Source organism: Pseudomonas paraversuta, from assembly GCF_904067025.1.
Lineage (GTDB): Bacteria > Pseudomonadota > Gammaproteobacteria > Pseudomonadales > Pseudomonadaceae > Aquipseudomonas > Aquipseudomonas paraversuta.
This window is the reverse complement of the sequence record NZ_CAJFDA010000001.1, coordinates 1,183,648-1,206,525: the sequence shown is the minus strand read 5'-3', so window position 1 is coordinate 1,206,525 and position 22,878 is coordinate 1,183,648. Positions and strand designations below refer to the sequence as shown.

23 protein-coding genes are annotated in these 22,878 nt (G+C 59.0%); 11 read left to right on the top strand and 12 right to left on the bottom strand.

The window, feature by feature from the left end; genetic code table 11:
* Positions 1-94 precede the first annotated feature (94 nt).
* The 4 genes from JQ848_RS05740 to JQ848_RS05725 all read right to left on the bottom strand — a co-directional run bounded on the left by JQ848_RS05740 (position 95) and on the right by JQ848_RS05725 (position 4,000).
* Positions 95-718, bottom strand: coding sequence for a C40 family peptidase (locus JQ848_RS05740; protein ID WP_010655754.1), 624 nt, complete (start codon positions 716-718; stop codon positions 95-97).
* 235 nt (positions 719-953) lie between these two features.
* Entirely contained in the window at positions 954-1,658 is a 705-nt protein-coding gene (gene hda / locus JQ848_RS05735; RefSeq protein WP_003442781.1) for a DnaA regulatory inactivator Hda, read from the bottom strand.
* A 227-nt stretch (positions 1,659-1,885) separates the two neighbouring features.
* Positions 1,886-2,959, bottom strand: coding sequence for an AI-2E family transporter (locus tag JQ848_RS05730; RefSeq protein ID WP_202210344.1), 1,074 nt, complete (start codon positions 2,957-2,959; stop codon positions 1,886-1,888).
* 33 nt (positions 2,960-2,992) lie between these two features.
* Positions 2,993-4,000, bottom strand: a complete 1,008-nt coding sequence (locus tag JQ848_RS05725) for a DUF2066 domain-containing protein (protein WP_160626915.1) — start codon at positions 3,998-4,000, stop codon at positions 2,993-2,995.
* Positions 4,001-4,378: 378 nt separating this feature from the next.
* Here JQ848_RS05725 and purM point away from each other — a divergent pair, with 378 nt between their 5' ends.
* The 4 genes from purM (at position 4,379) to JQ848_RS05705 (ending at position 7,315) form a co-directional block, all read left to right on the top strand.
* The gene (gene purM, locus JQ848_RS05720) at positions 4,379-5,437 is read left to right on the top strand and encodes a phosphoribosylformylglycinamidine cyclo-ligase (protein ID WP_003442788.1); all 1,059 of its coding nucleotides are present in this window, start codon (positions 4,379-4,381) and stop codon (positions 5,435-5,437) included.
* Positions 5,437-6,087: a phosphoribosylglycinamide formyltransferase gene (gene purN / locus JQ848_RS05715; protein ID WP_003442790.1), complete on the top strand. Its 651-nt coding sequence runs from the start codon at positions 5,437-5,439 to the stop codon at positions 6,085-6,087. Before purM ends, purN begins: the two co-directional genes overlap by 1 nt.
* A gap of 8 nt (positions 6,088-6,095) precedes the next feature.
* Positions 6,096-6,809 carry a DUF3108 domain-containing protein gene (locus JQ848_RS05710; RefSeq protein WP_003442792.1) on the top strand — a complete coding sequence of 238 codons (714 nt, stop codon included), beginning with the start codon at positions 6,096-6,098 and terminating at the stop codon, positions 6,807-6,809.
* A 323-nt stretch (positions 6,810-7,132) separates the two neighbouring features.
* Positions 7,133-7,315 (top strand): hypothetical protein, encoded by a 183-nt coding sequence (locus tag JQ848_RS05705; protein ID WP_003442797.1) that lies wholly within the window; start codon positions 7,133-7,135, stop codon positions 7,313-7,315.
* 102 nt (positions 7,316-7,417) lie between these two features.
* Here JQ848_RS05705 and JQ848_RS05700 read toward each other — a convergent pair whose 3' ends face one another.
* The 7 genes from JQ848_RS05700 to JQ848_RS05670 all read right to left on the bottom strand — a co-directional run bounded on the left by JQ848_RS05700 (position 7,418) and on the right by JQ848_RS05670 (position 15,825).
* Positions 7,418-7,963, bottom strand: coding sequence for a DUF2058 domain-containing protein (locus JQ848_RS05700; protein ID WP_003442800.1), 546 nt, complete (start codon positions 7,961-7,963; stop codon positions 7,418-7,420).
* Positions 7,964-7,985: 22 nt separating this feature from the next.
* Complete coding sequence (mazG, locus tag JQ848_RS05695) at positions 7,986-8,819, bottom strand: nucleoside triphosphate pyrophosphohydrolase (RefSeq protein ID WP_003442803.1); 834 nt, start codon at positions 8,817-8,819, stop codon at positions 7,986-7,988.
* A gap of 95 nt (positions 8,820-8,914) precedes the next feature.
* Positions 8,915-11,167, bottom strand: a complete 2,253-nt coding sequence (relA, locus tag JQ848_RS05690) for a GTP diphosphokinase (RefSeq protein WP_003442805.1) — start codon at positions 11,165-11,167, stop codon at positions 8,915-8,917.
* Between the two features lie 119 nt (positions 11,168-11,286).
* The gene (gene rlmD, locus JQ848_RS05685) at positions 11,287-12,639 is read right to left on the bottom strand and encodes a 23S rRNA (uracil(1939)-C(5))-methyltransferase RlmD (protein WP_010655751.1); all 1,353 of its coding nucleotides are present in this window, start codon (positions 12,637-12,639) and stop codon (positions 11,287-11,289) included.
* Positions 12,639-13,541 carry a cysteine synthase CysM gene (gene cysM / locus JQ848_RS05680; protein WP_029612294.1) on the bottom strand — a complete coding sequence of 301 codons (903 nt, stop codon included), beginning with the start codon at positions 13,539-13,541 and terminating at the stop codon, positions 12,639-12,641. Before cysM ends, rlmD begins: the two co-directional genes overlap by 1 nt.
* A gap of 201 nt (positions 13,542-13,742) precedes the next feature.
* Positions 13,743-15,107, bottom strand: coding sequence for a sensor histidine kinase (locus tag JQ848_RS05675; RefSeq protein ID WP_202210343.1), 1,365 nt, complete (start codon positions 15,105-15,107; stop codon positions 13,743-13,745).
* Positions 15,097-15,825 carry a response regulator transcription factor gene (locus JQ848_RS05670; protein WP_010655749.1) on the bottom strand — a complete coding sequence of 243 codons (729 nt, stop codon included), beginning with the start codon at positions 15,823-15,825 and terminating at the stop codon, positions 15,097-15,099. Before JQ848_RS05670 ends, JQ848_RS05675 begins: the two co-directional genes overlap by 11 nt.
* A gap of 200 nt (positions 15,826-16,025) precedes the next feature.
* On the opposite strand from JQ848_RS05670, the gene JQ848_RS05665 reads away from it, so the two are divergent.
* From JQ848_RS05665 to JQ848_RS05650, 4 genes are read left to right on the top strand one after another with little or no spacing between them, the layout of a single operon-like run.
* Positions 16,026-18,791, top strand: a complete 2,766-nt coding sequence (locus JQ848_RS05665) for a response regulator (protein ID WP_202210342.1) — start codon at positions 16,026-16,028, stop codon at positions 18,789-18,791.
* 44 nt (positions 18,792-18,835) lie between these two features.
* Positions 18,836-19,825 carry a 2-hydroxyacid dehydrogenase gene (locus JQ848_RS05660; RefSeq protein WP_003442823.1) on the top strand — a complete coding sequence of 330 codons (990 nt, stop codon included), beginning with the start codon at positions 18,836-18,838 and terminating at the stop codon, positions 19,823-19,825.
* Positions 19,826-19,875: 50 nt separating this feature from the next.
* Entirely contained in the window at positions 19,876-20,313 is a 438-nt protein-coding gene (locus JQ848_RS05655) for a hypothetical protein (protein WP_003442826.1), read from the top strand.
* Entirely contained in the window at positions 20,310-20,714 is a 405-nt protein-coding gene (locus tag JQ848_RS05650; protein ID WP_003442829.1) for an META domain-containing protein, read from the top strand. The genes JQ848_RS05655 and JQ848_RS05650 overlap by 4 nt, the downstream gene beginning before the upstream one ends.
* A gap of 87 nt (positions 20,715-20,801) precedes the next feature.
* Here JQ848_RS05650 and JQ848_RS05645 read toward each other — a convergent pair whose 3' ends face one another.
* Positions 20,802-21,266, bottom strand: coding sequence for a TlpA family protein disulfide reductase (locus tag JQ848_RS05645; protein WP_003442832.1), 465 nt, complete (start codon positions 21,264-21,266; stop codon positions 20,802-20,804).
* A gap of 126 nt (positions 21,267-21,392) precedes the next feature.
* On the opposite strand from JQ848_RS05645, the gene arsC reads away from it, so the two are divergent.
* From arsC to JQ848_RS05630, 3 genes are read left to right on the top strand one after another with little or no spacing between them, the layout of a single operon-like run.
* Positions 21,393-21,746: an arsenate reductase (glutaredoxin) gene (gene arsC / locus JQ848_RS05640; RefSeq protein ID WP_202210341.1), complete on the top strand. Its 354-nt coding sequence runs from the start codon at positions 21,393-21,395 to the stop codon at positions 21,744-21,746.
* Entirely contained in the window at positions 21,743-22,348 is a 606-nt protein-coding gene (gene wrbA, locus JQ848_RS05635; RefSeq protein WP_010655748.1) for an NAD(P)H:quinone oxidoreductase, read from the top strand. Before arsC ends, wrbA begins: the two co-directional genes overlap by 4 nt.
* Positions 22,341-22,754: a DUF2069 domain-containing protein gene (locus JQ848_RS05630; protein WP_003442841.1), complete on the top strand. Its 414-nt coding sequence runs from the start codon at positions 22,341-22,343 to the stop codon at positions 22,752-22,754. Before wrbA ends, JQ848_RS05630 begins: the two co-directional genes overlap by 8 nt.
* Positions 22,755-22,878 lie beyond the last annotated feature (124 nt).

Sequence of the window (22,878 nt, the reverse complement as noted above, 5' to 3'; positions counted from 1 at the left end):
AAACCGCGACAGGGGGCACCTTCGCGGCTTCAGGAATTAACTATGCGACTGAATTCTAGACCTTAGAGGCCAAACTTCAAGTAAGACTTTAACTTTACTTGCGCGCTACAACGTTTGTAGGCGCCATCGCCAATGCACGCTTGGCTTCCATAAAGGTCTTGTTCCAGTAGGTATCGCCCAGGCTGTCGATCCGCACACCACCGCTACGGCGGCTGCTGGAGTGAATAAACTGGTCATCGCCCAGGTAAATCCCGGCATGGCTGACACGGCCGCGACCATTGGTGCTGAAGAACAGCAAGTCACCCGGTTTGAGGTTGTTTCGCGCGACCAACGGTGCTTTTACGTTGATCATTTCCCGCGTTGAACGGGGCAGTTGCATGCCCGCTTCTTCTTTGAACAGGTAGCCGATGAACCCGCTGCAATCAAAGCCTGCCTCAGAGGTGCCGCCAAAACGGTAACGGGTACCGATCAAGGACATGCCACGCTCAAGAATGCTGTCAGCCAGGGCTGGCAGTTCATAAGGCTTGCTGTTGGCGGAAAATTGGGCCAGTTCTTTTTCAGTCGCCAGTTCTTCCTGATAAACAGCGGAAGCCTGGGACGCTGATGGCTTTTGAACCTGTTGTTGCACAACTTGCTGTGACACTGGTGTGTGTGCAGCGCAGCCGAACAACAGGGTAACGAGTGCGAGGGGCACGAGGGGTGCGAAGCGCTTTAGCATGGGCACGACCGTGGCTTGAAAGAAAAGTAGCCGCGACTATGCCTTCTATGATCCTCATTTGCAAATTCAATCGATCTAAATGTGACCTGAGCGTTTTGTCATGACATCTAAGGCTTTACACCCCTGACAATCGATTTTGTGCGCGCAGCCCTCTGCCACGCAGGTTTTCTGACGCCTGAATATTGTCAGCAGCCCCGCAGGCACACATGACAAGGCGTGGACGAACGAGGGCGAGTTACCAGCCGAGGGTTTCTTTCAGGAAGGGGATGGTCAGCTTGCGCTGCGCTTGCAGGGACGCCTGATCAAGCCGCTCCAGCAGATCAAACAGCGCGCTCATGCTGCGGGTACCGCGGGTGAGGATAAAATGCCCCACCTCGTCGGTCAGGTGCAGGCCGCGACGGGATGCACGCAATTGCAAGGCGCGCAATTTGTCTTCATCGGACAGGGGGCGCATCTGGAAAACCAGAGCCATGGTCAGGCGTGACTTGAGGTCGGCCAGCTTGATCGGCAACTCACGGGGCGATGCCGAAGCTGCAATCAACAGGCGGCGCCCGCTGTCGCGCAGACGATTGAACAGGTGAAACAGCGCTTCTTCCCAATCAGCACGCCCGGCCACCGCCTGCAGGTCGTCCAGGCAGACCAGCTCGTACTGTTCAAGGTTATCCAGGATTTCAATCCCGCGATCCTGCAACTCGGCCAGCGGCAGATAGACTGCCGGCTCCCCCATCTGTTCAAAGCGCAGGCATGCAGCCTGTAGCAAGTGCGTACGACCTACGCCCTGCTTGCCCCAAAGATAGATCAGGCTTTCTGTCCAGCCGGCGTCGGCTTCGCACAGACGCTCGACATAGCCTAGTGCAGCGGCATTGGCGCCTGGATAGTAGTTTATGAAGGTAGCGTCATCACGCAGACGCACACCTAGGGGCAGCTGAATCGGTTTCATGCTGACTGAACAGTTCAAACGAACCGTTAGTGGCCTCTGTGTAAAGTTTGCAAAGTTTATACCCGTGTAGCCGGGCGCACAATGTAACAGACCACGAACAAAATCAAAGGTTTGCGTTAAGGTCTTGGATTGAATGAGCTTTATCTCATGGATCGGCAAAATCACGGGGCAAGAAAAAAGGCCGGTTCATTGCAGAATGAACCGGCCTTCGTCAAACCCTCACACCGTTACAGCTGAGGGTCCTCATCGCCTTTGTATACCTGGGAGTCCTTGTATGCATCCTGCACATGGCGCACCAGCACCATGATCACGGCCGCCACCGGCAGCGCCAGCAACACCCCGGTAAAACCGAACAGTTCGCCACCGGCCAGAATGGCAAAGATCACCGCTACCGGGTGCAGGCCGATCCGGTCTCCCACCAGCAATGGCGTGAGCACCATGCCTTCCAGCGCCTGCCCGACCATGAACACCGCAACGATGCCGAGCATCGGGTACAGGTCACCGCCGAACTGGAACAGGCCTGCGGTCAACGCCGCGCCGATCCCGATGATAAAGCCCATGTAGGGCACGATGGCCGCCAGACCTGCCATCAGTCCAATCAACAGCCCCAGCTCAAGCCCGGCCAGCATCAGCCCGGCCGAGTAGATAACCCCCAGCGCCAGCATCACCAGCAACTGACCGCGAACAAACGCACCGAGTACGTCGTGACATTCTTTGGCCAGGGACACAATCCGCTCTTCACTGTCACGCGGCAGCAAATTGCGGATTTTTTCCAGCAAGATGTTCCAGTCCCGCAACAGGTAAAACGCCACCACCGGAATCAGCACCAGATTCGCCAGAAAGCCTACCAGCGCCAGACTTGAAGCGGTCGCCTTGGACAACACCACCCCGACGATGTCGCCGGCCTGCCCCACGTGCTCGGTGATCGCCGCCTTGATCTTGTCAAACTGCCAGAAACCGTCACTCAACCCGAACTTGGCCTGTACCCAGGGCATGGCCGTGTGCTGCAGCCAATCCAGCACCAGAGGTGCCAGTTGATAGAGTTTCAGCAACTGCTTGGCCAGCAACGGCACCAACACCAGGAGCAGAGTCATGAAAATGACGGTGAACAGCGCGAAAACCGTGACGACGCCCCAGGTTCTTGAAAAACCGTACTTTTCAAGACGATCAACCACAGGGTCGAACATGTAGGCCAGAACGATCGCGACCAGAAACGGCGTGAGTATTGGATGCAAAAAATACACGAACAAGGCCGCTGCAAACGCTACGCCCCACCATACCCAACGCCGCGAATCTGCCATGAACTACCCATCCTTTATATAGAAGAAAAAAACCTACCAGCGAAACCGTAACTGCACGCCCGGCGCATCAGTTGCGCCCTGCGCCTGATCAGCAGTCACTTCATGCAACTGGGCCAAGCCCAGCTGTGAGCGCAACTGTTCGGCACTACCGTTGACCTGATAAACAATGCGGTCACCCTCGACGCTTTTGAGCTGACCACCAAACGGCTCGAGCAAACGCCCCAACTGCGCGTAACGCTCCAGCGTCATGCCCTGCACCTGCAGCAACTGCTCAGTGGAAATACCGGGCTTGACTGCATAGCGCGGGGCCAGCCGCTGACTCACGGCCAGCATCACCGCATCAGCCAGAGCGGCCTGATCGGACGCTTCAGCAGTGCCTTGTTCTTGCTGATCGCCAACCCATAGACGCCACTTGGCGCTCCACTTGCCATCATCCTCACGGGCATGCACGGCCAGCAACGCATCTGCGCCGTAACGCTCGGAAGCATCCTTCAAGGGGGCCGGGTTACTGCCCTCGAGATTTTCCGCAGTTCCGACCAGTTGCTCACTCAAGTCCGCCAACGGCAGGCGCAGCGGCAAGCCGCGGTGTTGCGCCGCGAGCCGCAAAGGTCCGGCAGCCGACTGGCCATCACCGACCAGGCTCGATCCGTCAACCGAATCATTCAACCACCAGCCGAGCAGCGCCGGACGGTTGGTGCCCCACAACGACAATCCGGCCTGGCGCAGAGCCCGGTCAGTGCTCACAGGATCGAAGTCAACTTGCAGGCTTTCGGGCGGGCCTGCGTCATAACCGTATTGGCTGATGATTTGCTGCGGGTCTTTGCGAATCGCTTCCAGCGCCGGGTTCTGTACAGCCTTGGCATCGCCCGTGAGGCGCAAAACCAGGGTTTCCAGGGCTTTTTGCGTGGCTTGGGTACGTTCTTCTGGAGTTTGACTGGAGACCGGTTCCCGAACTTGATACAGACCGGTCAGAATTTCGGCGTGACTGGCCAGGCTAAAAAATGACAAACAGCCCACAGCTAAAAATTGATGAAAGCGCATGAAAAATTCCCGACGGCAAAAGACACTATAAAAGCCGTATAAAAACACTCGACAAGGCTTCAGACAGGGCCGCAGCCGAATCATTCACCCCAACCCAGCAGTTTTCATTCGGTATAACAAATAGAAACCAGACATCTATACCTTATACAGGCCCGGGCACAGACCCTAATACGACTAAAAAAGGTTTTTTTCGACAGATATAACCCTGCCTGTCGGCCCGAGGATGGCCGCTGCCCTTCAAGCCTGATAAAATCGCGCGCCTTCGCAGACCGGCAACAGCCGGGCGCCATGTAAATGCTCCGTTCAAAACCTGAGCACGTGCAAGCCAGCCCTCTGAACTCGGTCGATACCCCCGAATCCCCCCTAAAGGCCTGGATTATGAGCAAGCAACCATCCCTGAGCTACAAAGACGCCGGTGTAGACATCGACGCCGGTGAAGCATTGGTCGAACGCATCAAGAGCGTGGCCAAGCGCACTGCACGCCCGGAAGTGATGGGCGGCCTCGGCGGTTTTGGCGCCCTCTGCGAAATTCCGGCTGGCTACAAGCAGCCTGTTCTGGTTTCCGGCACCGACGGTGTAGGTACCAAGCTGCGCCTGGCACTGAACCTGAACAAACACGACAGCATCGGCATCGACCTGGTTGCAATGTGCGTTAACGACCTGATCGTGTGCGGCGCAGAGCCACTGTTCTTCCTCGATTACTACGCCACCGGCAAGCTCAACGTAGAAACCGCGACCCAGGTGGTAACCGGTATCGGCGCTGGCTGTGAACTGTCCGGCTGCTCGCTGGTAGGCGGCGAAACCGCTGAAATGCCGGGCATGTACGAAGGCGAAGACTACGACCTAGCCGGTTTCTGCGTTGGCGTTGTAGAGAAGTCCGAAATCATCGACGGCTCCCGGGTTGCTGCCGGTGATGCCCTGCTCGCCCTGCCATCTTCGGGCCCGCACTCCAACGGTTACTCGCTGATCCGCAAGATCATCGAAGTGTCCGGTGCCGACATCGAAAACATCCAGCTCGACGGCAAGCCGCTGACCGATCTGCTGATGGCTCCGACCCGCATCTACGTCAAGCCGCTGCTCAAGCTGATCAAAGACACCGGCGTTGTCAAAGCCATGGCCCACATCACCGGTGGCGGCCTGCTCGACAACATCCCGCGCGTTCTGCCAAAAGGCGCTCAGGCGGTAGTTGATGTTGCCAGCTGGCAGCGCCCGGCGGTATTCGACTGGTTGCAGGAAAAAGGCAACGTGGCCGAAACCGAAATGCATCGCGTGCTGAACTGCGGCGTAGGCATGGTGATCTGCGTAGCCCAGGCCGACGTAGAGACCGCCCTGAACGTACTGCGTGAAGCTGGCGAGCAGCCATGGGTGATCGGCCATATCGAAACGGCCGCCGAAGGCGCGCCACAAGTTGAGCTGCAAAACCTCAAGGCGCACTAATGCCTGACACCTGTGATGTAGTGGTGCTGCTTTCCGGCACCGGCAGCAACTTGCAGGCCTTGATCGACAGCAATGACATCAAGGACAGCCCGGCTAAAATTCGCGCGGTGATTTCCAACCGCGCAGATGCCTACGGCCTGCAACGCGCCAAAGACGCAGGTATCGATACCTGCGTACTGGATCACAAAGCATTCGAGGGCCGAGAGGCCTTCGATGCTGCACTGATCGAAGTCATTGACACTTTCAAACCGCAACTGGTGGTTCTGGCCGGATTCATGCGCATTCTCAGCGCAGACTTCGTACGCCACTATCAGGGTCGCCTGCTCAATATCCACCCCTCGTTGCTGCCCAAATACAAAGGCTTGCATACCCATCAGCGCGCGCTGGAGGCGGGTGATCGCGAGCACGGCTGCAGCGTGCACTTTGTAACCGAGGAACTCGATGGCGGGCCTCTGGTCGTACAGGCAGTAGTGCCGGTAAAGTCCGACGACTCGCCACACAGTCTGGCGCAACGGGTTCATACCCAGGAACACCGGATTTATCCGCTTGCAGTGCGCTGGTTTGCCGAAGGTCGTTTGGCACTTGACGAGCAAGGCGCATTATTAGACGGTCAATTACTTGCGGCCAGCGGCCACTTGATACGAACCTAGGAGACATTATGCGTCGTGCCCTGCTCCTCGCCCTCAGCCTGCTGACTATTCCAGCAGTGCAGGCGGCCGATCTTCAGCCTTTCAACGCCAGCTACACCGCAGACTGGAAACAGTTGCCGATGAGCGGTTCTGCCGAGCGTAGCCTGACTAAAAACAGCGACGGCAACTGGACCTTGAACTTCAAGGCCTCGATGCTGGTGGCCAGCCTGAACGAAGAAAGCACCCTCAAGCTGGAAAAAGACAAGCCGGTTCCGCTGACCTACCACTTCGAACGTGGCGGTCTGGGCAAGGCCAAGAACATCGATCTCAATTTCGACTGGTCCGACATGACCGTCACCGGCACCGACAATAAAGAGCCGGTAAACGTGAAGTTGCTGACTGGCATGCTCGACAAGTCCACCTACCAACTGGCCCTGCAGCGCGATGTGGCTGCGGGCAAAAAGTCGATGAGCTATCAGGTGGTCGATGGCAACGATGTTGATACCTATGACTTCCGCGTCATCGGCCCGGAAGTGGTCGAGACCAAAGCCGGCAAGGTAGACGCGATCAAGGTCGAACGTGTTCGCGACCCGTCCCAGAACAAGCGCATCACTGAAATGTGGTTCGCCAAGAACTGGGATGGTCTGCTGGTAAAACTGCGTCAGGTCGAAAAAGACGGCAAGGAATACAACATCATGCTGCTGGACGGCACGGTGAATGGCAAAACAGTCAAGGGCAACTAAGCGGCAAGCCCTAAGCTGCAAGCTATAAGACAAAACCTCGCTTCGGCGAGGTTTTTTCGTTTCTGAGCCTGATCTGAGTGCAAAGCGCTATCCCCGCAGGAGCCGCCTCTCCTGCCATCAGAAAGCCTTCCAACATGAAACATTTGTCATAAAACTATTGGATCATTTCGTAAACACCCCGTAGTTAAAGGGCTGCAGCGATATGACGTTTTTAACAACATGACAGCATGACAATTGGCTATTTACTTAGGAAGCTAACAAATTCTATAAAGAAGACCTGCGACGCCTTGCCGCAGATCCCCATCAGAATTTGGAGCAAGCAGATGACTATCAAAGTAACTGAACGCGACGATTCACGTATGTTCCACCAGCTTGTAGCCCACGGTATTCACCTGTGGGACGTGCATCAGGAAGACGTACTGGTTGGTATGTTCCACCGCGAAAGCGACGCTCAAAGCTACAAGGCTGAGCTGGAAAAGCTGGAAGCGCAGAAACATCAGGCATGAGTCACTAAAACCACAGACTTGAAAAACACAAACCCCGCCGAAGCGGGGTTTGTCGTATCCGGGGCAATCAACACCTGCAGGAGCGAGCTCGCTCCTGCAGGGTTACCACATCAGGTCGTCCGGAATCTGATAAGCCGCGTACGGATCGTCTTCTTCCGGCGTCTTCGACTCCACCAGGATGTTGAGCTGGACAATACGGCGCGGGTCGCGCTCCTGGATCTTCAGTGCGGCCTCACGGGGAATCACTTCGTAACCACCCTGGTGCTGCACAATTGCCAGCGAACCATTGGCCAGCTTGTTGCGCATCAAGGTGTTGACCGACAGGCGCTTGACCTTCTTGTCGTCAACGAAGTTGTAATAGTCCTCGGTGGTCAGCTTGGGCAGACGCGATACTTCGATCAGTTGCTTGATCTGCGCCGCGCGGGCCTTTTGCTCGACCTTTTCCTGTTGCTGACGATTGAGCTCCTGGTCGCGCTTGACCTTTTCGGCCTTGGCTTCGGCAGCCAGACGCTGCTGAGTATCGTCCTGCTCAATCTGGCCTTTGTGTACCAGGCGTTGCTGCTTCTGCTTTTCTTTGCCGGCCTGTTTGGCCTGCTTCTCGTTGACCAGTCCGGCTTTGAGCAACTGGTCGCGTAGGGAAATGCTCATCTACTTACTCACTTAGGCAAACTCAGCCGCAGCTGGGTAAATTCTTTTCCTGACGCTTGGCTTCGCCCCACAGGGCGTCCAGGTCTTCAAGGGTGCAATCTTCAATGGGACGCAGGGTATCGCGCAATGCCTGCTCAATAAACCGGAAACGTCGGTCAAATTTAGCATTGGCACCGCGCAAGGCTGTTTCGGGATCAACTTTAAGGTGCCGGGCGAGGTTTACCACTGAAAACAGCAGGTCTCCAATCTCATCATGGATCGCCACCGAATCGTTATCCGCCATGGCCTCCAGCACTTCGTCCAGCTCTTCACGAACCTTGTCCAGTACCGGCAAAGCAGCAGGCCAGTCAAACCCGACCTGAGCCGCGCGCTTTTGTAACTTGGCGGCCCGGGACAAGGCCGGCAAGGCCACAGGCACGTCATCGAGCAACGACAACTGCTCGGGTGCCGCAGACTTTTCTGCTCGCTCCTGGGCCTTGATCTCATCCCAGCGCACCTTGACCTGCTCTTCGCTCAGGCGCGGCACATCCAGCGGCGCATACAGATCGCCAGTCGGGAATACATGGGGATGACGACGAATCAGCTTGCGGGTAATGCTGTCGATCACCCCGGCGAATTCAAACCGCCCTTCTTCGCGGGCCAGCTGGCTGTAATACACCACCTGAAACAGCAGATCGCCCAGTTCGCCTTGTAAATGCTCGAAGTCGCTGCGCTCAATGGCATCAGCCACTTCGTAGGCTTCTTCGAGGGTATAGGGCACGATCGTGGCGTAGGTTTGCTTGATATCCCACGGGCAGCCGTACTGCGGATCCCGCAGTCGGGTCATCAAAAACAGCAAATCGTCCAAGGTATGCATCAGGATCCTTCAGTTTTTTAGCGGCAAGCTGCAAGAGAAAACAAAGACAGACCGCGCCCGGCTTTAACTTGCTGCTTGCTGCTCAAAGCTCGCCGCTAGCGTGGCTCGCTGCGCCCTATGCGGCGGGTTTCGATGATGTTCGGCAGCTGCGAAATCCGCCCCAGCAAACGCCCCAATGCATCCAGCCCCGGGATCTCGATGGTCAAGGACATCAACGCCGTGTTGTTCTCCTTGTTCGAGCGGGTATTGACCGCCAGCACGTTGATCCGCTCATTGAGCAGCACCTGGGACACGTCACGCAACAATCCCGAACGGTCGTAGGCACGGATCTCGATATCGACCGGATAGGTCGAGACCGGGATCGGCCCCCAATTGACCTGAATGATCCGCTCTGGCTCACGACTACCCAGTTGCAGCACCGAGGCGCAGTCCTGACGGTGAATGCTCACACCACGACCCTGGGTGATGTAGCCGACAATCGCATCGCCCGGCAGTGGCTGGCAGCATCCGGCCATTTGGGTCAGCAGGTTGCCCACGCCCTCGATCTGGATATCTCCACGCTTGCCCGGCTTGTAGCCGGTGGCCTTGCGGGGAATGAGCTCCATCTGCTCGTTGCCGCGCTCCGGCTCCACCAGCTGTTGCGCCAGGTTGATCAGTTGCGCCAACCGCAGATCGCCGGCACCGAGGGCCGCGTACATGTCCTCGGCGGTTCGCATGTTGGCTTTGTCAGCGAGCTTCTCGTAGTCCACACCCGGCAAGCCCAAACGGCTCAGCTCGCGCTCGAGCAAGGTTTTACCGGCGGCAACGTTCTGGTCGCGGGCCTGCAACTTGTACCAGTGAACGATCTTGGCCCGCGCCCGGGACGTGGTGATGTAGCCCAGGTTCGGGTTCAGCCAGTCGCGGCTCGGCGTGCCGTGCTTGCTGGTGATGATCTCGACTTGCTCACCCGTTTGCAGGGTGTAGTTGAGCGGCACGATGCGCCCGTTGATCTTGGCGCCACGGCAGTTGTGGCCGATCTCGGTATGCACCCGATAAGCGAAGTCCAGCGGTGTGGAGCCTTTGGGCAAGTCGATCGCATGACCGTCAGGGGTGAAGATATAAACCCGGTCCGGCTCGATATCGACCCGCAGCTGCTCGGCAAGGCCGCCAATGTCTCCCAGCTCTTCGTGCCATTCCAGCACCTGGCGCAACCACGAGATTTTCTCTTCGTACTGGTTGGACCCGGCTTTTACGTCGGTGCCCTTGTAACGCCAGTGCGCGCAAACCCCCAGCTCCGCTTCTTCGTGCATGGCGTGGGTGCGGATCTGCACTTCCAGCACCTTGCCTTCAGGCCCGATCACCGCAGTGTGCAGCGAGCGGTAGCCGTTTTCCTTGGGGTTGGCGATGTAATCGTCGAACTCTTTGGGAATGTGTCGCCACAACGTGTGGACGATACCCAGCGCGGTATAGCAGTCGCGCATCTCCGGGACCAGAACCCGGACCGCACGCACGTCATAGATCTGGCTGAAGGCCAGGCCCTTGCGCTGCATTTTGCGCCAGATGGAATAGATATGTTTGGCCCGGCCGCTGATATCGGCGTCAACCCCGGTGGCCACCAGTTCAGTGCGCAACTGGTTCATCACGTCACTGATAAAGCGCTCGCGATCAAGCCGGCGCTCATGCAGCAAAGTGGCAATCTGTTTGTACTGTTCAGGCTCGAGGTAGCGGAAGGACAAGTCCTCCAGTTCCCACTTGATATGGCCGATACCCAGACGGTGTGCCAGCGGCGCGTAAATATCGAACACTTCGCGGGCAACCCGGTTGCGCTTTTCATCCGGCGCATTCTTGACCGCACGAATGGCGCAGGTGCGCTCGGCCAGCTTGATCAGTGCCACACGCACGTCATCGACCATGGCGACCAGCATCTTGCGCAGGTTTTCGACCTGGCCCTGGGTGCCCAGCACCATGGACTGACGGGGACTGAGACTGGCGCTGATGGCCGCCATGCGCAGCACGCCATCAATCAGTTTGGCCACCACCGGACCAAAGCGCTGACTGACGGCAGGCAACTGCACCTGCCCTTCGCGAACACAGCGGTAAAGAATCGCTGCCACCAGAGAGTCTTGATCCAGCTTGAGATCAGCGAGAATCTCGGCGATTTCCAAACCGGTGCGAAAGCTCGACATGCCTTCGGCCCACAGGTTTTTAGCCGCATTGGCCTGCTGTTCCGCCTCACGCGCAAACTCGCACGCTTCCTTCAAGGCTTCACGGTCCAGCGCCGCATCGACACTCACCGCGTGATCAAGCCATGCCTCGAGGTTGAGACTGCCGTCGGTGTTGATCGGCTGGTGTGCTCTGACCTGTACCATCTTGCTTACCTTCCCTACGACACAGATTCAATGTGTCAAAATCACCGCCCCTAATACCAACCACGCGCTGCAGGGCTCAGCAGCACGGGGTTGCGGGCCAGTTGAAATAGACAGACGTCCTAGTCTGCTTCAAATAACGCCATCGCCTCGACATGCGCTGTTTGCGGGAACATATCGAGGATTGCGGCACGTTTTAACCGATAACCCTGCTTCATCAACTCAAGGGTGTCGCGCGCCAGCGTTGCCGGGTTGCACGACACATACACCAAACGTTTGGCACCCAGCCCCGCCAGTTTGCGCACCACTTCATAAGCCCCGTCACGCGGCGGGTCGAGCAGTACGGCGGCAAAGCCCTCTTTGGCCCAGGCTGCGTCGTCCAGCGGCTGCGACAAGTCCGCCTGGAAAAACGCTGCATTATTCAGCTTGTTACTGACCGCGTTTTGCGCGGCGCGTTCGACCATGGTCGCAACACCTTCGACAGCCACCACCTCGCGCACCTGGCTCGCCAGCGGTAATGCGAAGTTACCCAGCCCACAGAACAAGTCAAGAACCCGTTCATCAGCTTGCGGAGCAAGCCACGCTAATGCTTGGGACACCATCGCTTCGTTGACGCCGGCGTTGACCTGAACAAAATCGCCCGGGCGATAGGCCAACTCCAGATTCCACGTCTGCAAACGGTAGCCCAGGTTCTGGTTCACATCGACCGGCTGTGGCCCGGCGTCGCCATGCAGCCACAGCTGGGCGTCATGGGTACGGCAAAATGCTTGTAAAACCTGCATGTCGGCATCGTTAAGCGGTGCCATATGACGCAGCAACACGGCAATCGCCGAACCGCTGAACAGTTCGACATGCCCCAAAGCCTTGGGATTGCTCAGTTGACGCAACATGGCAGGCAACCCGGCCATGATAGGTTGCAATGCCTGTACCAACACCAAACAGTGATCGATGGCCACGATGTCCTGACTGCCGGCAGCGCGGAAACCGACCTCCAGGTGCTTGGCCCGCGCATCCCAGCGCACGGCAATGCGTGCCCGGCGGCGATAGCCGAACTCGGGGCCGGTCAGCGGCGGCGCCCACTCCTGAGGTTCGACACCGGCCACGCGGGACAGTTGCTCGGCGAGCATGCGCTGTTTAAGTGCAAGCTGCTCTTCATGGGGCAAGTGTTGCAGGCTGCAACCACCGCATTTACCTGCATGGGCACAAGGGGCCACGCGTCGTACGTCGCTGGCCTTGAACACGCGCTCGGTGCGCGCTTCGACGACTTTACCGTGCGCGCCCAGAACCCGTGCTTCTACTTCCTCTGCGGCCAGGGCGCCCGAGACAAACCAGGTACGCCCTTCTACAAAGGCTATGCCACGGCCATCGTTGGCCAGACGCTCGATGTTCAAACGCTGTTTTTTGCCCACAGGCACTTGCGCAGCCTTGGTACCGCCAGCTGGCTGGAAGCGCAGCCCTCTTTCTTGCTTAGCCATCAGTTCGGCTCATCGTAAATGCCGGTCGACAGATAACGATCGCCCCGGTCGCAAATGATCGCGACCATCACCGCATTTTCGACTTCCTGGGACAAGCGCAGCATCGCTGCCACTGCCCCGCCTGAAGACACACCGCAGAAAATGCCTTCTTCCCGGGCCAGGCGACGCGTCACGTCTTCGGCTTCGCGCTGGGCCATGTCGACGATCCGGTCAACCCGGTCGGCCTGATAAATCTTGGGCAGATACTCATGTGGCCAACGACGGATGCCCGGAATGGCGGCGCCCTCCATCGGCTGCAAACCGACGATCTGCACGTTCGGGTTTTGCTCTTTGAGATAGCGCGAAACGCCCATGATGGTGCCGGTGGTACCCATCGAACTGATGAAGTGGGTGATCGTACCCTGGGTCTGGCGCCAGATTTCCGGGCCGGTGCTGGTGTAATGCGCCTCGGGGTTATCACCGTTGGCGAACTGATCGAGCACCTTGCCACGGCCTTCGGCCTGCATCTTGTCGGCCAGGTCGCGGGCCCCTTCCATGCCCTCTTCCTGGCTGACCAGAATCAGCTCGGCGCCATAGGCGGTCATGGCGGCCTTGCGCTCGGCACTGGAATTGTCGGGCATGATCAGGATCATCTTGTAGCCCTTGATCGCGGCAGCCATGGCCAGCGCAATCCCGGTATTGCCCGAGGTGGCTTCAATCAAGGTATCGCCGGCCTGGATCTGGCCGCGGTTTTCGGCGCGGCTGATCATCGACAGAGCCGGGCGATCCTTGACCGAACCCGCAGGGTTATTCCCTTCGAGCTTGAGCAACAAGGTATTGGTGGTGTCTCCCGCCAGGCGCTGCAAGCGCACCAGCGGGGTGTTGCCGACGCAATCGGCGATAGTTGGGTACTGCAATATCATGGCGTATTCGCAATCCAGACCGCGGGGCCGCACATCATACCGACAAACGCCCACAGCCCATATCACGCAAAGTACGGTGCTTATGGCGAAAGGCTATAAGCCTCCCGGGCAAACACTGCAAACCCGGTGGCACACGGCTTGCCTGTGAGGTGAACAACCGGGGCTGGAAACCCCCCAGCGCCGGCAAGCCCCCACAAGTAATCAGGACTGCCCGGAACTGGCCGGTAACCGGATATGCACCCGCAAGCCCGGCCCGACATTTTCCGCCCACAAACTGCCGCCCTGCAGCCGCAGCGCATTGCGCGCAATGCTCAAGCCCAGACCAAAGCCACCATCACCCGGGCGTGAACCATCGAGCCGGGTAAAGGGGGCGAAGATCCGTTCCAGCTCTTCAGGCGCCACCCCGCCGCCCTGATCATCGAGCCACAAATGCCACATCTCGCCCTCGCGCTGCCCGTTCAGACTGACAGTACCTTCGGCCGGAGAGTGACGAATGGCATTACGCAGGATGTTCTCCAGGGCCTGGGCCAGGCTGTTCAAATGCCCTCGCACCCAACAATCAGCTTCAACAAAGCAGGGCAAACGCGATTGCGGCCAGCCACTTTCAAAGCCGGCGTTTTCAGTGAGCATCTCCCACAGCGCCTGGATCTGAATGTCTTCCACCGGCAACGGCCCGCGTTCGGCATCCAGCCAGGCCAGTTGCAGGGTGTCTTCGACCAGCCGCTGCATGCCGTCAACTTCACGGCCCAGGCGTTCGCGCAGGGCCTCAAGGTCCTGCTCGCTGTCACAGGCCACCCGCAGCCGACTCAAAGGCGTTCGCAGCTCATGGGACAAATCGCGCAGCAGTTGTTGCTGCTGGTTGACGGTACTTTGCAGGCGCTCGGACATTTGATCGAATGCCCGCCCCAGGTCCCCCAGCTCGTCCTGACGGCTGGGGGTCTGGCTCGACAGCCTTGTACCCAGCTGATCGGCCCGCCAGGCGCTGGCCTGCTCGCGCAAATGGTTCAGCGGCACGATCAGTAAGCGATACAGCCCCACACACAGCAGCAACGTGAACAGGCCCGGAATCACACCGTTGGTGAGAATGCGCCAGATCAGTTGCGAATGGCCCGGCATAAAGCGCTGGGGCAGTTCAATAATCAGGTACCCCGCAGAAGTATCCTTGGGGAACGGCACCTTGATCCACGGCCGGGCCGTTCTGACGTGGCTGATGGGCCAGTCCAGACCGCGCAGAAAGGTCATTCGCTGACTTTCGGTCTCGCTCAACGGATAACTGCTGAGTGCTTGCAGGTCCTGCCCCACCACACCGATCCAGCCAGGCTCCTTGCGCCCCATCTTCTGCAACCACTGGTCGACACCCGCTTGCTGGCCGGTCTCCCAGGCGCGTTCGGCCTCCCCCGCATAGCGCACCAGGGTGCTCTGTGCCAGCTCGGTTAAATAGCCGGTGCGCTTGTCCATGTAGCGGCCCCAGGACCAACTGAGCCAGATCATCAACAAACAAAAAGCCACCAGCAAACACGCCAGTTTCCAGAACACCGAATGCTTGCCGGGCACCTTACAGCGCATCGCTGGCACTCAAGACGTACCCCTTGCCCCACACCGTACGCACTTCCCGTGTGTGGTAGCCGATGGTTTTGAGTTTTCGCCGGATCTGGCTGATATGCATGTCCAGGCTGCGGTCGTGGGCCGCATAGCCACGCTGCAGCACCTGTTGATAGAGGAATGCCTTGCTCAGTACTTCATCGGGATTGCGCTGCAGCGTGTCGAGCAAACGGTATTCACTGCGGGTCAGGCCGGCCCATTGCTGGCCATAGCGCACATCGGCAGTTTCTTCATCGACAAACAGCTCGCACTCGCCCGGGGCCCCATCCGCCACCGGTGCCTGGCGCGGCATGCGGTCCAGCGCGACCCGGCGCAGGATGGCCTGAATCCGCACCCGCAATTCGGCCATGCTGAACGGTTTGGGCAAGTAGTCATCGGCTCCCAGCTGAAAGCCGCTGATACGATCCGCCTCGGCCCCCAGGGCAGACATCAGAATCACTGGCAGTGCATGGGTCTGGCGCAATTGCGTGAGCACCTGCAGGCCATTCATGCCCGGCAGCAGGATATCCATCAGCACCACGTCAAACGGCTCTTGCCGGGCACGTGCCAGCCCCTCCTGACCGTTTTGACACCAAACGACCTCAAACCCGCAGCGCAGCAACTGCTCATGCAGGTAGGCGCCCAGAACAGGGTCGTCTTCAATCGCCAACAGGCGGGACGGGCTAACAGCTACGGGATTCATTAGCGTCTGCAAGTAATTCTCAATCATCGATTATTCAATATTGGGCCACCACGAGCAACCGGCACAGGGTCTACAAAGCCTGATCCAGGCCTTGACGACAAATTTTCACGGATTTGCCATGCTTCAAATGGCTACACTGGCACCTGGCCTGCGCCGGACGCTCAGGAAACACTTATAAGAATGTAGGGCTGGAGAGTTGCGTGCTTAAGAACCTGGGTATCAAAGGTCGTGTGTTGTTGCTCACGTTATTGCCCGTCACGCTGATGGCGATGGTACTGGGTGGCTACTTCACGTGGTTGCAGCAGTCAGAGCTGCAAGCGCAACTGTTGCAACGCGGCGAAATGATCGCCGAACAGCTCGCCCCCCTGGCTGCCCCCGCAATGGGCCGCAATGACATTGCCCTGCTGACCCGTATCGCCAACGAAGCCCTGGAACAACAAGATGTACGGTCCGTGGCATTCCTTGATGCCAACCACGAACCCCTGGTGCATGCCGGCCCCACCATGATCAACCAGCCGCCACTGGGTTACGGCACCCAACTACAGCAGCGCTCCGACAACGATGCCACACGCTATCTGTTGCCCGTATTTGGTCGTCATCGCAACCTGGCGGGCGATGTAATACCTAACGAAGCCCATCGCCTGCTGGGCTGGGTCGAGCTTGAACTGTCCCATAACAACATGCTGCTGCGCGGCTACCGCAGCCTGTTTGCCAGCTTGATGCTGATTGTCAGCGGACTGGTGTTTACCACGCTGCTGGCATTGCGTTTGAGTCGCACGATCAATGCTCCCCTGGACCGGATCAAACATGCCGTGTCCCAGCTCAAGGACGGCAAGTTGCAAACCCGCTTGCCACCCCTGGGCAGCCACGAGCTGGACGAACTGGCCTCCGGCATCAACCGCATGGCCGAAACCCTGCAAAATGCCCAGGAAGAACTGCAACACAGCGTCGACCAAGCCACCGAGGACGTGCGTCAAAACCTCGAAACCATCGAGATCCAGAACCTGGAGCTCGATCTGGCCCGCAAGGAAGCGCTTGAGGCCAGCCGCATCAAGTCCGAATTTCTGGCCAACATGAGCCACGAAATCCGCACCCCGCTCAATGGCATCCTGGGCTTCACCCACTTGCTGCAAAAAAGCGAGCTGACACCCCGCCAGTACGATTACCTGAGCACCATAGAGAAATCTGCCGACAGCCTGCTGGGCATCATCAACGAGATTCTGGACTTCTCGAAAATCGAAGCCGGCAAGCTGGTACTGGACAGTACCCCGTTCAACCTGCGCGACCTGTTGCAGGACACCTTGACCATCCTTGCCCCGTCAGCCCACGAAAAAAGCCTGGAGCTGGTCAGTCTGGTCTACCGCGACACCCCCCTGTCGCTGATTGGCGATCCGTTACGGCTCAAGCAAATCCTCACCAACCTGGTCAACAACGCCATCAAGTTCACCCGCGAGGGCACGATTGCGGTGCGGGCCATGCTCGAAGATGAAGATGACAATAATGCCGACGGCTGCGTGCAGTTGCGCATCAGCGTGCAAGACACAGGTATCGGCCTGACCAGCCAGGATGTACGGGCACTGTTCCAGGCCTTTAGCCAGGCCGACAATTCCCTGTCACGCCAACCCGGCGGTACTGGCCTGGGACTGGTCATTTCCAAGCGTCTGGTGGAACAGATGGGCGGCGAAATTGGCGTTGAGAGCACCCCCGGCGAAGGCTCGGTGTTCTGGATCAGCGTCAAGCTGCCCAAAGCCCGCGACGATGCTGAAGATTTGCCCGCCGCCCCGCTGCCGGGCCGGCGCGTAGCCTTGCTGGAGAAACACGATCTGGCACGCCAGGCATTGCAGCATCAACTGGAAGACTGCGGACTTGAAGTCACGCCGTTTACCACCCTGGAGAAGCTCACCAATTGCGTGACCGGTGCCCATCAGACGCCTCAGGCCATTGATCTGGCGGTCCTTGGGGTCACGGCCAAAGACATGCCGCCCGAGCGCCTCAACCAGCATATTTGGGACCTCGAACATATGGGCTGCAAAGTCCTGGTGCTGTGCCCGACCACCGAGCAGGTACTGTTCAATACGGCGGTGCCCAATCCCCACAGCCAGTTGCAATCCAAACCTGCCTGCACCCGAAAACTGCGGCGCACCCTGGCCGACCTGATCAACCCGCGACAGACCCGCACCGAGCCCGGCGAACTGCTGGCCAGCCGTGCACCGCGGATTTTGTGCGTCGATGACAACCCGGCCAACCTGTTGCTGGTGCAAACCCTTCTGGAAGACATGGGGTCCAAGGTAACAGCCGTGGACAGCGGCTATGCCGCCATTGAAGCGGTCAAGAATGAAGCCTTCGACCTGGTGCTGATGGACGTCCAGATGCCCGGCATGGACGGGCGGGAAACCACCGAAGTGGTGCGCCAGTGGGAAACCGGGCAGCACAATGCGCCGCTGCCCATTGTCGCGCTGACGGCCCACGCCATGGCCAACGAAAAACGCGCCCTGCTGCAGAGCGGCATGGACGACTACCTGACCAAACCCATCAGCGAACGGCAGTTGGCGCAAGTGGTGCTGAAGTGGACCGGGCTGGCGTTGCGCAATCAAGTCCAGGACAGCGGCTACGAGCCTGCCCGCCCCAACGCCAAACTACCGATTCTTGATCACGAAGAAGGCCTGCGACTGGCCGCTGGCAAAGCCGATCTGGCTATCGACATGCTGGCCATGCTCCTGGCCTCGCTGGAGGCAGATCGTGAAGCGATCCTGTTGGCGCGCAAGGACCAGGACAACAATGCACTGATCGAACGCGTACACCGTCTGCACGGTGCAACACGTTACTGCGGGGTACCGCAATTGCGTGCCGCCTGCCAGCGCAGCGAAACCCTGCTCAAGCAAGAAAGCCCGCACGCCTACGCCGCCCTCAACGAACTGGACGAGGCCATTATCCGCCTGGCCAAAGAGGCACGCAGTACCGCGTAACCAGGCAAGACCGTCACCACCCCACACACCCCAAGGAAGATCTCATGCGCACGATCCTGTTCAGCAGCCAGACCTACGACCGCGACAGTTTTACTGCCGCCGCGCAACCCGAGGGTCTTGAACTGCACTTTCAACCGGCGCGCCTGAGCCTCGATACTGCGGCCATTGCCCATGATTACGAGGTGGTCTGCCCGTTTATCAACGACGATTTGAGTGCCCCGGTACTGGAGCAACTGGCCGCTGGCGGAACCCGCCTGATCGCCCTGCGCTCGGCCGGCTACAACCATGTCGATCTTGCCGCCGCCAAGCGCCTGGGTTTGAGCGTTGTGCGGGTTCCCGCCTACTCGCCCCATGCTGTGGCAGAACATGCCGTGGCCCTGATCCTGGCGCTTAACCGCCGCCTGCACCGCGCCTACAACCGAACCCGCGAAGGCGACTTTACTCTGCACGGGCTGACCGGCTTTGACCTGGTCGGCAAGACCGTCGGCGTGGTCGGAACCGGCCAGATCGGCGCGACCTTCGGCAAAATCATGGCCGGCTTCGGCTGCAAGCTGCTGTGCTTTGACCCGTATCCAAATGCACAACTGCTGGCACTGGGTGCGCAGTATGTAAGCTTGCCCGAGCTGCTGGCAGGCTCGCATATCATCAGCCTGCACTGCCCGCTGACTGCGGATAACAAGCACCTGATCAACAGCCAGTCGCTGGCGACCCTCAAACATGGCGCCATGCTGATCAATACCGGGCGCGGTGCACTGGTCAACACACCGGCACTGATCGAGGCGCTGAAAAGTGGTCAGTTGGGCTACCTGGGACTGGATGTGTACGAGGAGGAAGCCCAGCTGTTCTTTGAGGACCGCTCCGATTTACCGTTGCAGGATGACGTACTGGCGCGGCTGCTGACCTTCCCCAACGTGATCATTACTGCGCACCAGGCCTTTCTCACCCGCGAGGCACTCAGCGCGATTGCCGGCACCACACTGGACAACATTGCGGCCTGGAGCAACGGCACGCCACAAAACCTGATCGAAGGTTGAAAGGCCAGACCTCGGCTGCGTGCTAGCATAGCGGCCTATTTGGAGGACCCATGGTCGAACACGATTTTCGCTACAGCCTGCTTAACCCGCAGCACACCCTGATTGAATGCCGCGCCCTGGCGCCAGGCCTGTATCAAGTCACCGGCAACGGTGGCTCGATCCAGACCGGTGACGTACTGATCGTGACGCTCAAAGGCAGCAAGGACTTGTCCATGCGCCTGACCGTCGACAAAGTGCGCCACCTGATCAACCCGCGCGGCCAGTGGGTTGCCGTCACCAAAGGACCGGTTTTCGGTGAGTTGGCGATTCATCAATGGCAAGTCAATTGCGATGCCTGTGGCAAAGAACTGAAGTTCGAGTTCGCGGTAGACGCCAAGCTCGGTACCAAAGCGCAGAAACCTGCCGCCAGCCTGCGCATTGCCGAGCTGGGCTGGAGCACTGAAGGCAGCAAGCACCAGTGCCCGCAATGCCAAAAGGCCGCGCTATGAAACACCTGACCCTGTTGGCATTGCTGGGCGCAAGCCTGGCAGGCTGCGCAGGCGATCCGGTGCAATTGCAGCACAACCGTGCCTACGTCGTGGAATGGATTGGCGAGCGGCCACTGATGGATTACAGCCATCTGACCGTGACCTTCGATGAAGGCGGCCGGGCCTATGGCAACGGTGGTTGTAATCATTGGTTTGCGCCCTACACCCTGGACGGCGACAAACTGACCTTTGGTGGCGTCGGCAGCACCCGCAAAGCCTGTGCTCCGGCGTTGATGGAGCAGGAGCAACGATTCTTCGAAGCCCTGCAAACCGTACAGCGCTGGGACATCTCCCCGATCGAACAGGTGCGTTTCTGGCCTGCCGAAGGCAAGCCGTTGCGGCTGTGGCCTGAAGAAGGCTGATTGCCGCGCCACTGCAGCAGCGGGCCGGTTCGTGATCTTTGAAGATTAAAAGATCACGAGCACGCTCGCTTCTACAGGGCAGCGGGCTTAATTACCGCGTAGTTCCTTGATCTTGGCCAATACCCCGGCGGCGGTCTGCTCGCCCATCATCTGCGCCATGACCTTGCCCTTCTCATCAATGATGTAGGTCACCGGCAATGCTTCGCTGCGCGGCAGATCAAAATGCTCGGCCGGATCTTGCGCCAGCACGGTGAAGGTGATGCCCATCGCAGAACTGGCATCGCTCAGCTCCTTGCCCTGCAAGCCATCGTAGTTCACCCCGAACACGCCCACCGACTGCCCCTGCAACTGCTTCTCCAGCTCATTGAGTTCCGGGATTTCAATGCGGCACGGGCCACACCACTCGGCCCAGTAATTAATGACCTTCCATTGCTTGTCCAGACGCTCGGATGCGACCTTCTGTCCATGTTGATCGACCCCGTAATCAATACCGCAACCGCTCAGCAGTAACGTGGTGGCGACGGTAACTACCGCCAAAAGCCGCTTAAACATGTGTTGATCCTTGTGGGTAAATACAGTCAAAAAATCTTTGTACGGCGGCCAATCACCGCATGCGGTTCAGACACGCTCGCCAGACGGGTAGAATAGCCGCCACCTTACGCAAGATGCGACCCGCACATGACCGATCTGACGCTTTATCACAATCCGCGCTGCTCGAAATCCCGCGGTGCGCTGGAAATCCTTGAAGCCCGCGGCCTCACCCCTACCGTGGTGCGCTACCTCGATACCCCTCTGGACGCTGCGCAATTGCACAGCCTGCTGGGCAAACTCGACATCAGCCCGCGCCAGTTGCTGCGCACCGGCGAAGAGGAATACAAAACCCTCAACCTGGGCGATACCGGCCTCAGTGACGAGGATTTGATCGCCGCTATGGCCGCACACCCCAAATTGATCGAACGTCCGATTCTGGTGGCAGGTGATAAAGCGGTCATTGGCCGTCCGCCTGAAAAAGTCCTGGAGATCCTGCCGTGAGCACACCCTACATTCTGGTCCTGTATTACAGCCGCAATGGCTCGACCAATGAAATGGCCCGGCAAATCGCCAGGGGCATCGAGCAGGGCGGCCTTGAAGCGCGCTTGCGCACCGTGCCGGCCGTCTCCAGCGAATGCGAAGCCGTGGCTGCGGACATTCCGGCCGAGGGCGCGCTCTATGCCAGCCTTGACGACCTGAAAAACTGCGCCGGTCTGGCGCTCGGCAGCCCGACCCGTTTCGGCAACATGGCCGCCCCGCTCAAGTACTTTCTGGATGGCACCAGCAACCTGTGGCTGACCGGTGCCCTGGTCGGCAAGCCTGCCGGCGTGTTCACCTCCACCGCCAGCCTGCACGGCGGCCAGGAAACCACCCTGCTGTCGATGATGATGCCCTTGCTGCATCACGGCATGCTGATCACCGGCCTGCCTTACAGTGAGACATCGCTGCTCAATACCACGGGCGGCGGCACTCCCTACGGTCCCAGCCACCATGCCGGAGCGGATGGCAAGCGCAAGCTGGACGAGCACGAAGTAGCCCTGTGCCGGGCACTGGGGCAGCGCCTGGCGACCACCGCCCTGAGACTGGAGAACACCCGTGGCTAAAAAGCCAAAAGTGTTGCCCTCCATCGAGTGGCTGGCACCCCGGGTAAAGCTGATGCGGGTACTGAGCCTGGTGAGCTTCTTCGGGCTGGTCGGCCTGCTCTGCGTCTATTACCTGGGGTTCGCCAACCTGCATGGCGCGCGCCCCTGGGTGATCTTGCTGATCGAACTGGTGCCGCTGATGTTTCTGGTGCCGGGCATGCTGATGGGCAGCGCACGCGGGCACTCGTTCACCTGCTATGTGGTCAACCTGTACTTGATCAAAGGTGCACTGGCCGCATTCGACCCGAACCGGCAGGTGTTCGGTTTGCTGGAAATCGCAGCCAGCGTGGCAGTGTTTTGCAGTGCCATGCTGTATGTGCGCTGGCGCTATCAACTGGACCGCCGGCTGGCGGGTGAAGGTGCTTGAATCCATCGCTGGCAAGCCAGCTCCCACAAGTTAAATGCACGCTCTGTGGGAACTGGCTTGCCAGCATGTCAGTGTTTGGCAGCGCCATGCTGCATGTGCGCTGGCACTATCAACTGGACCGCCG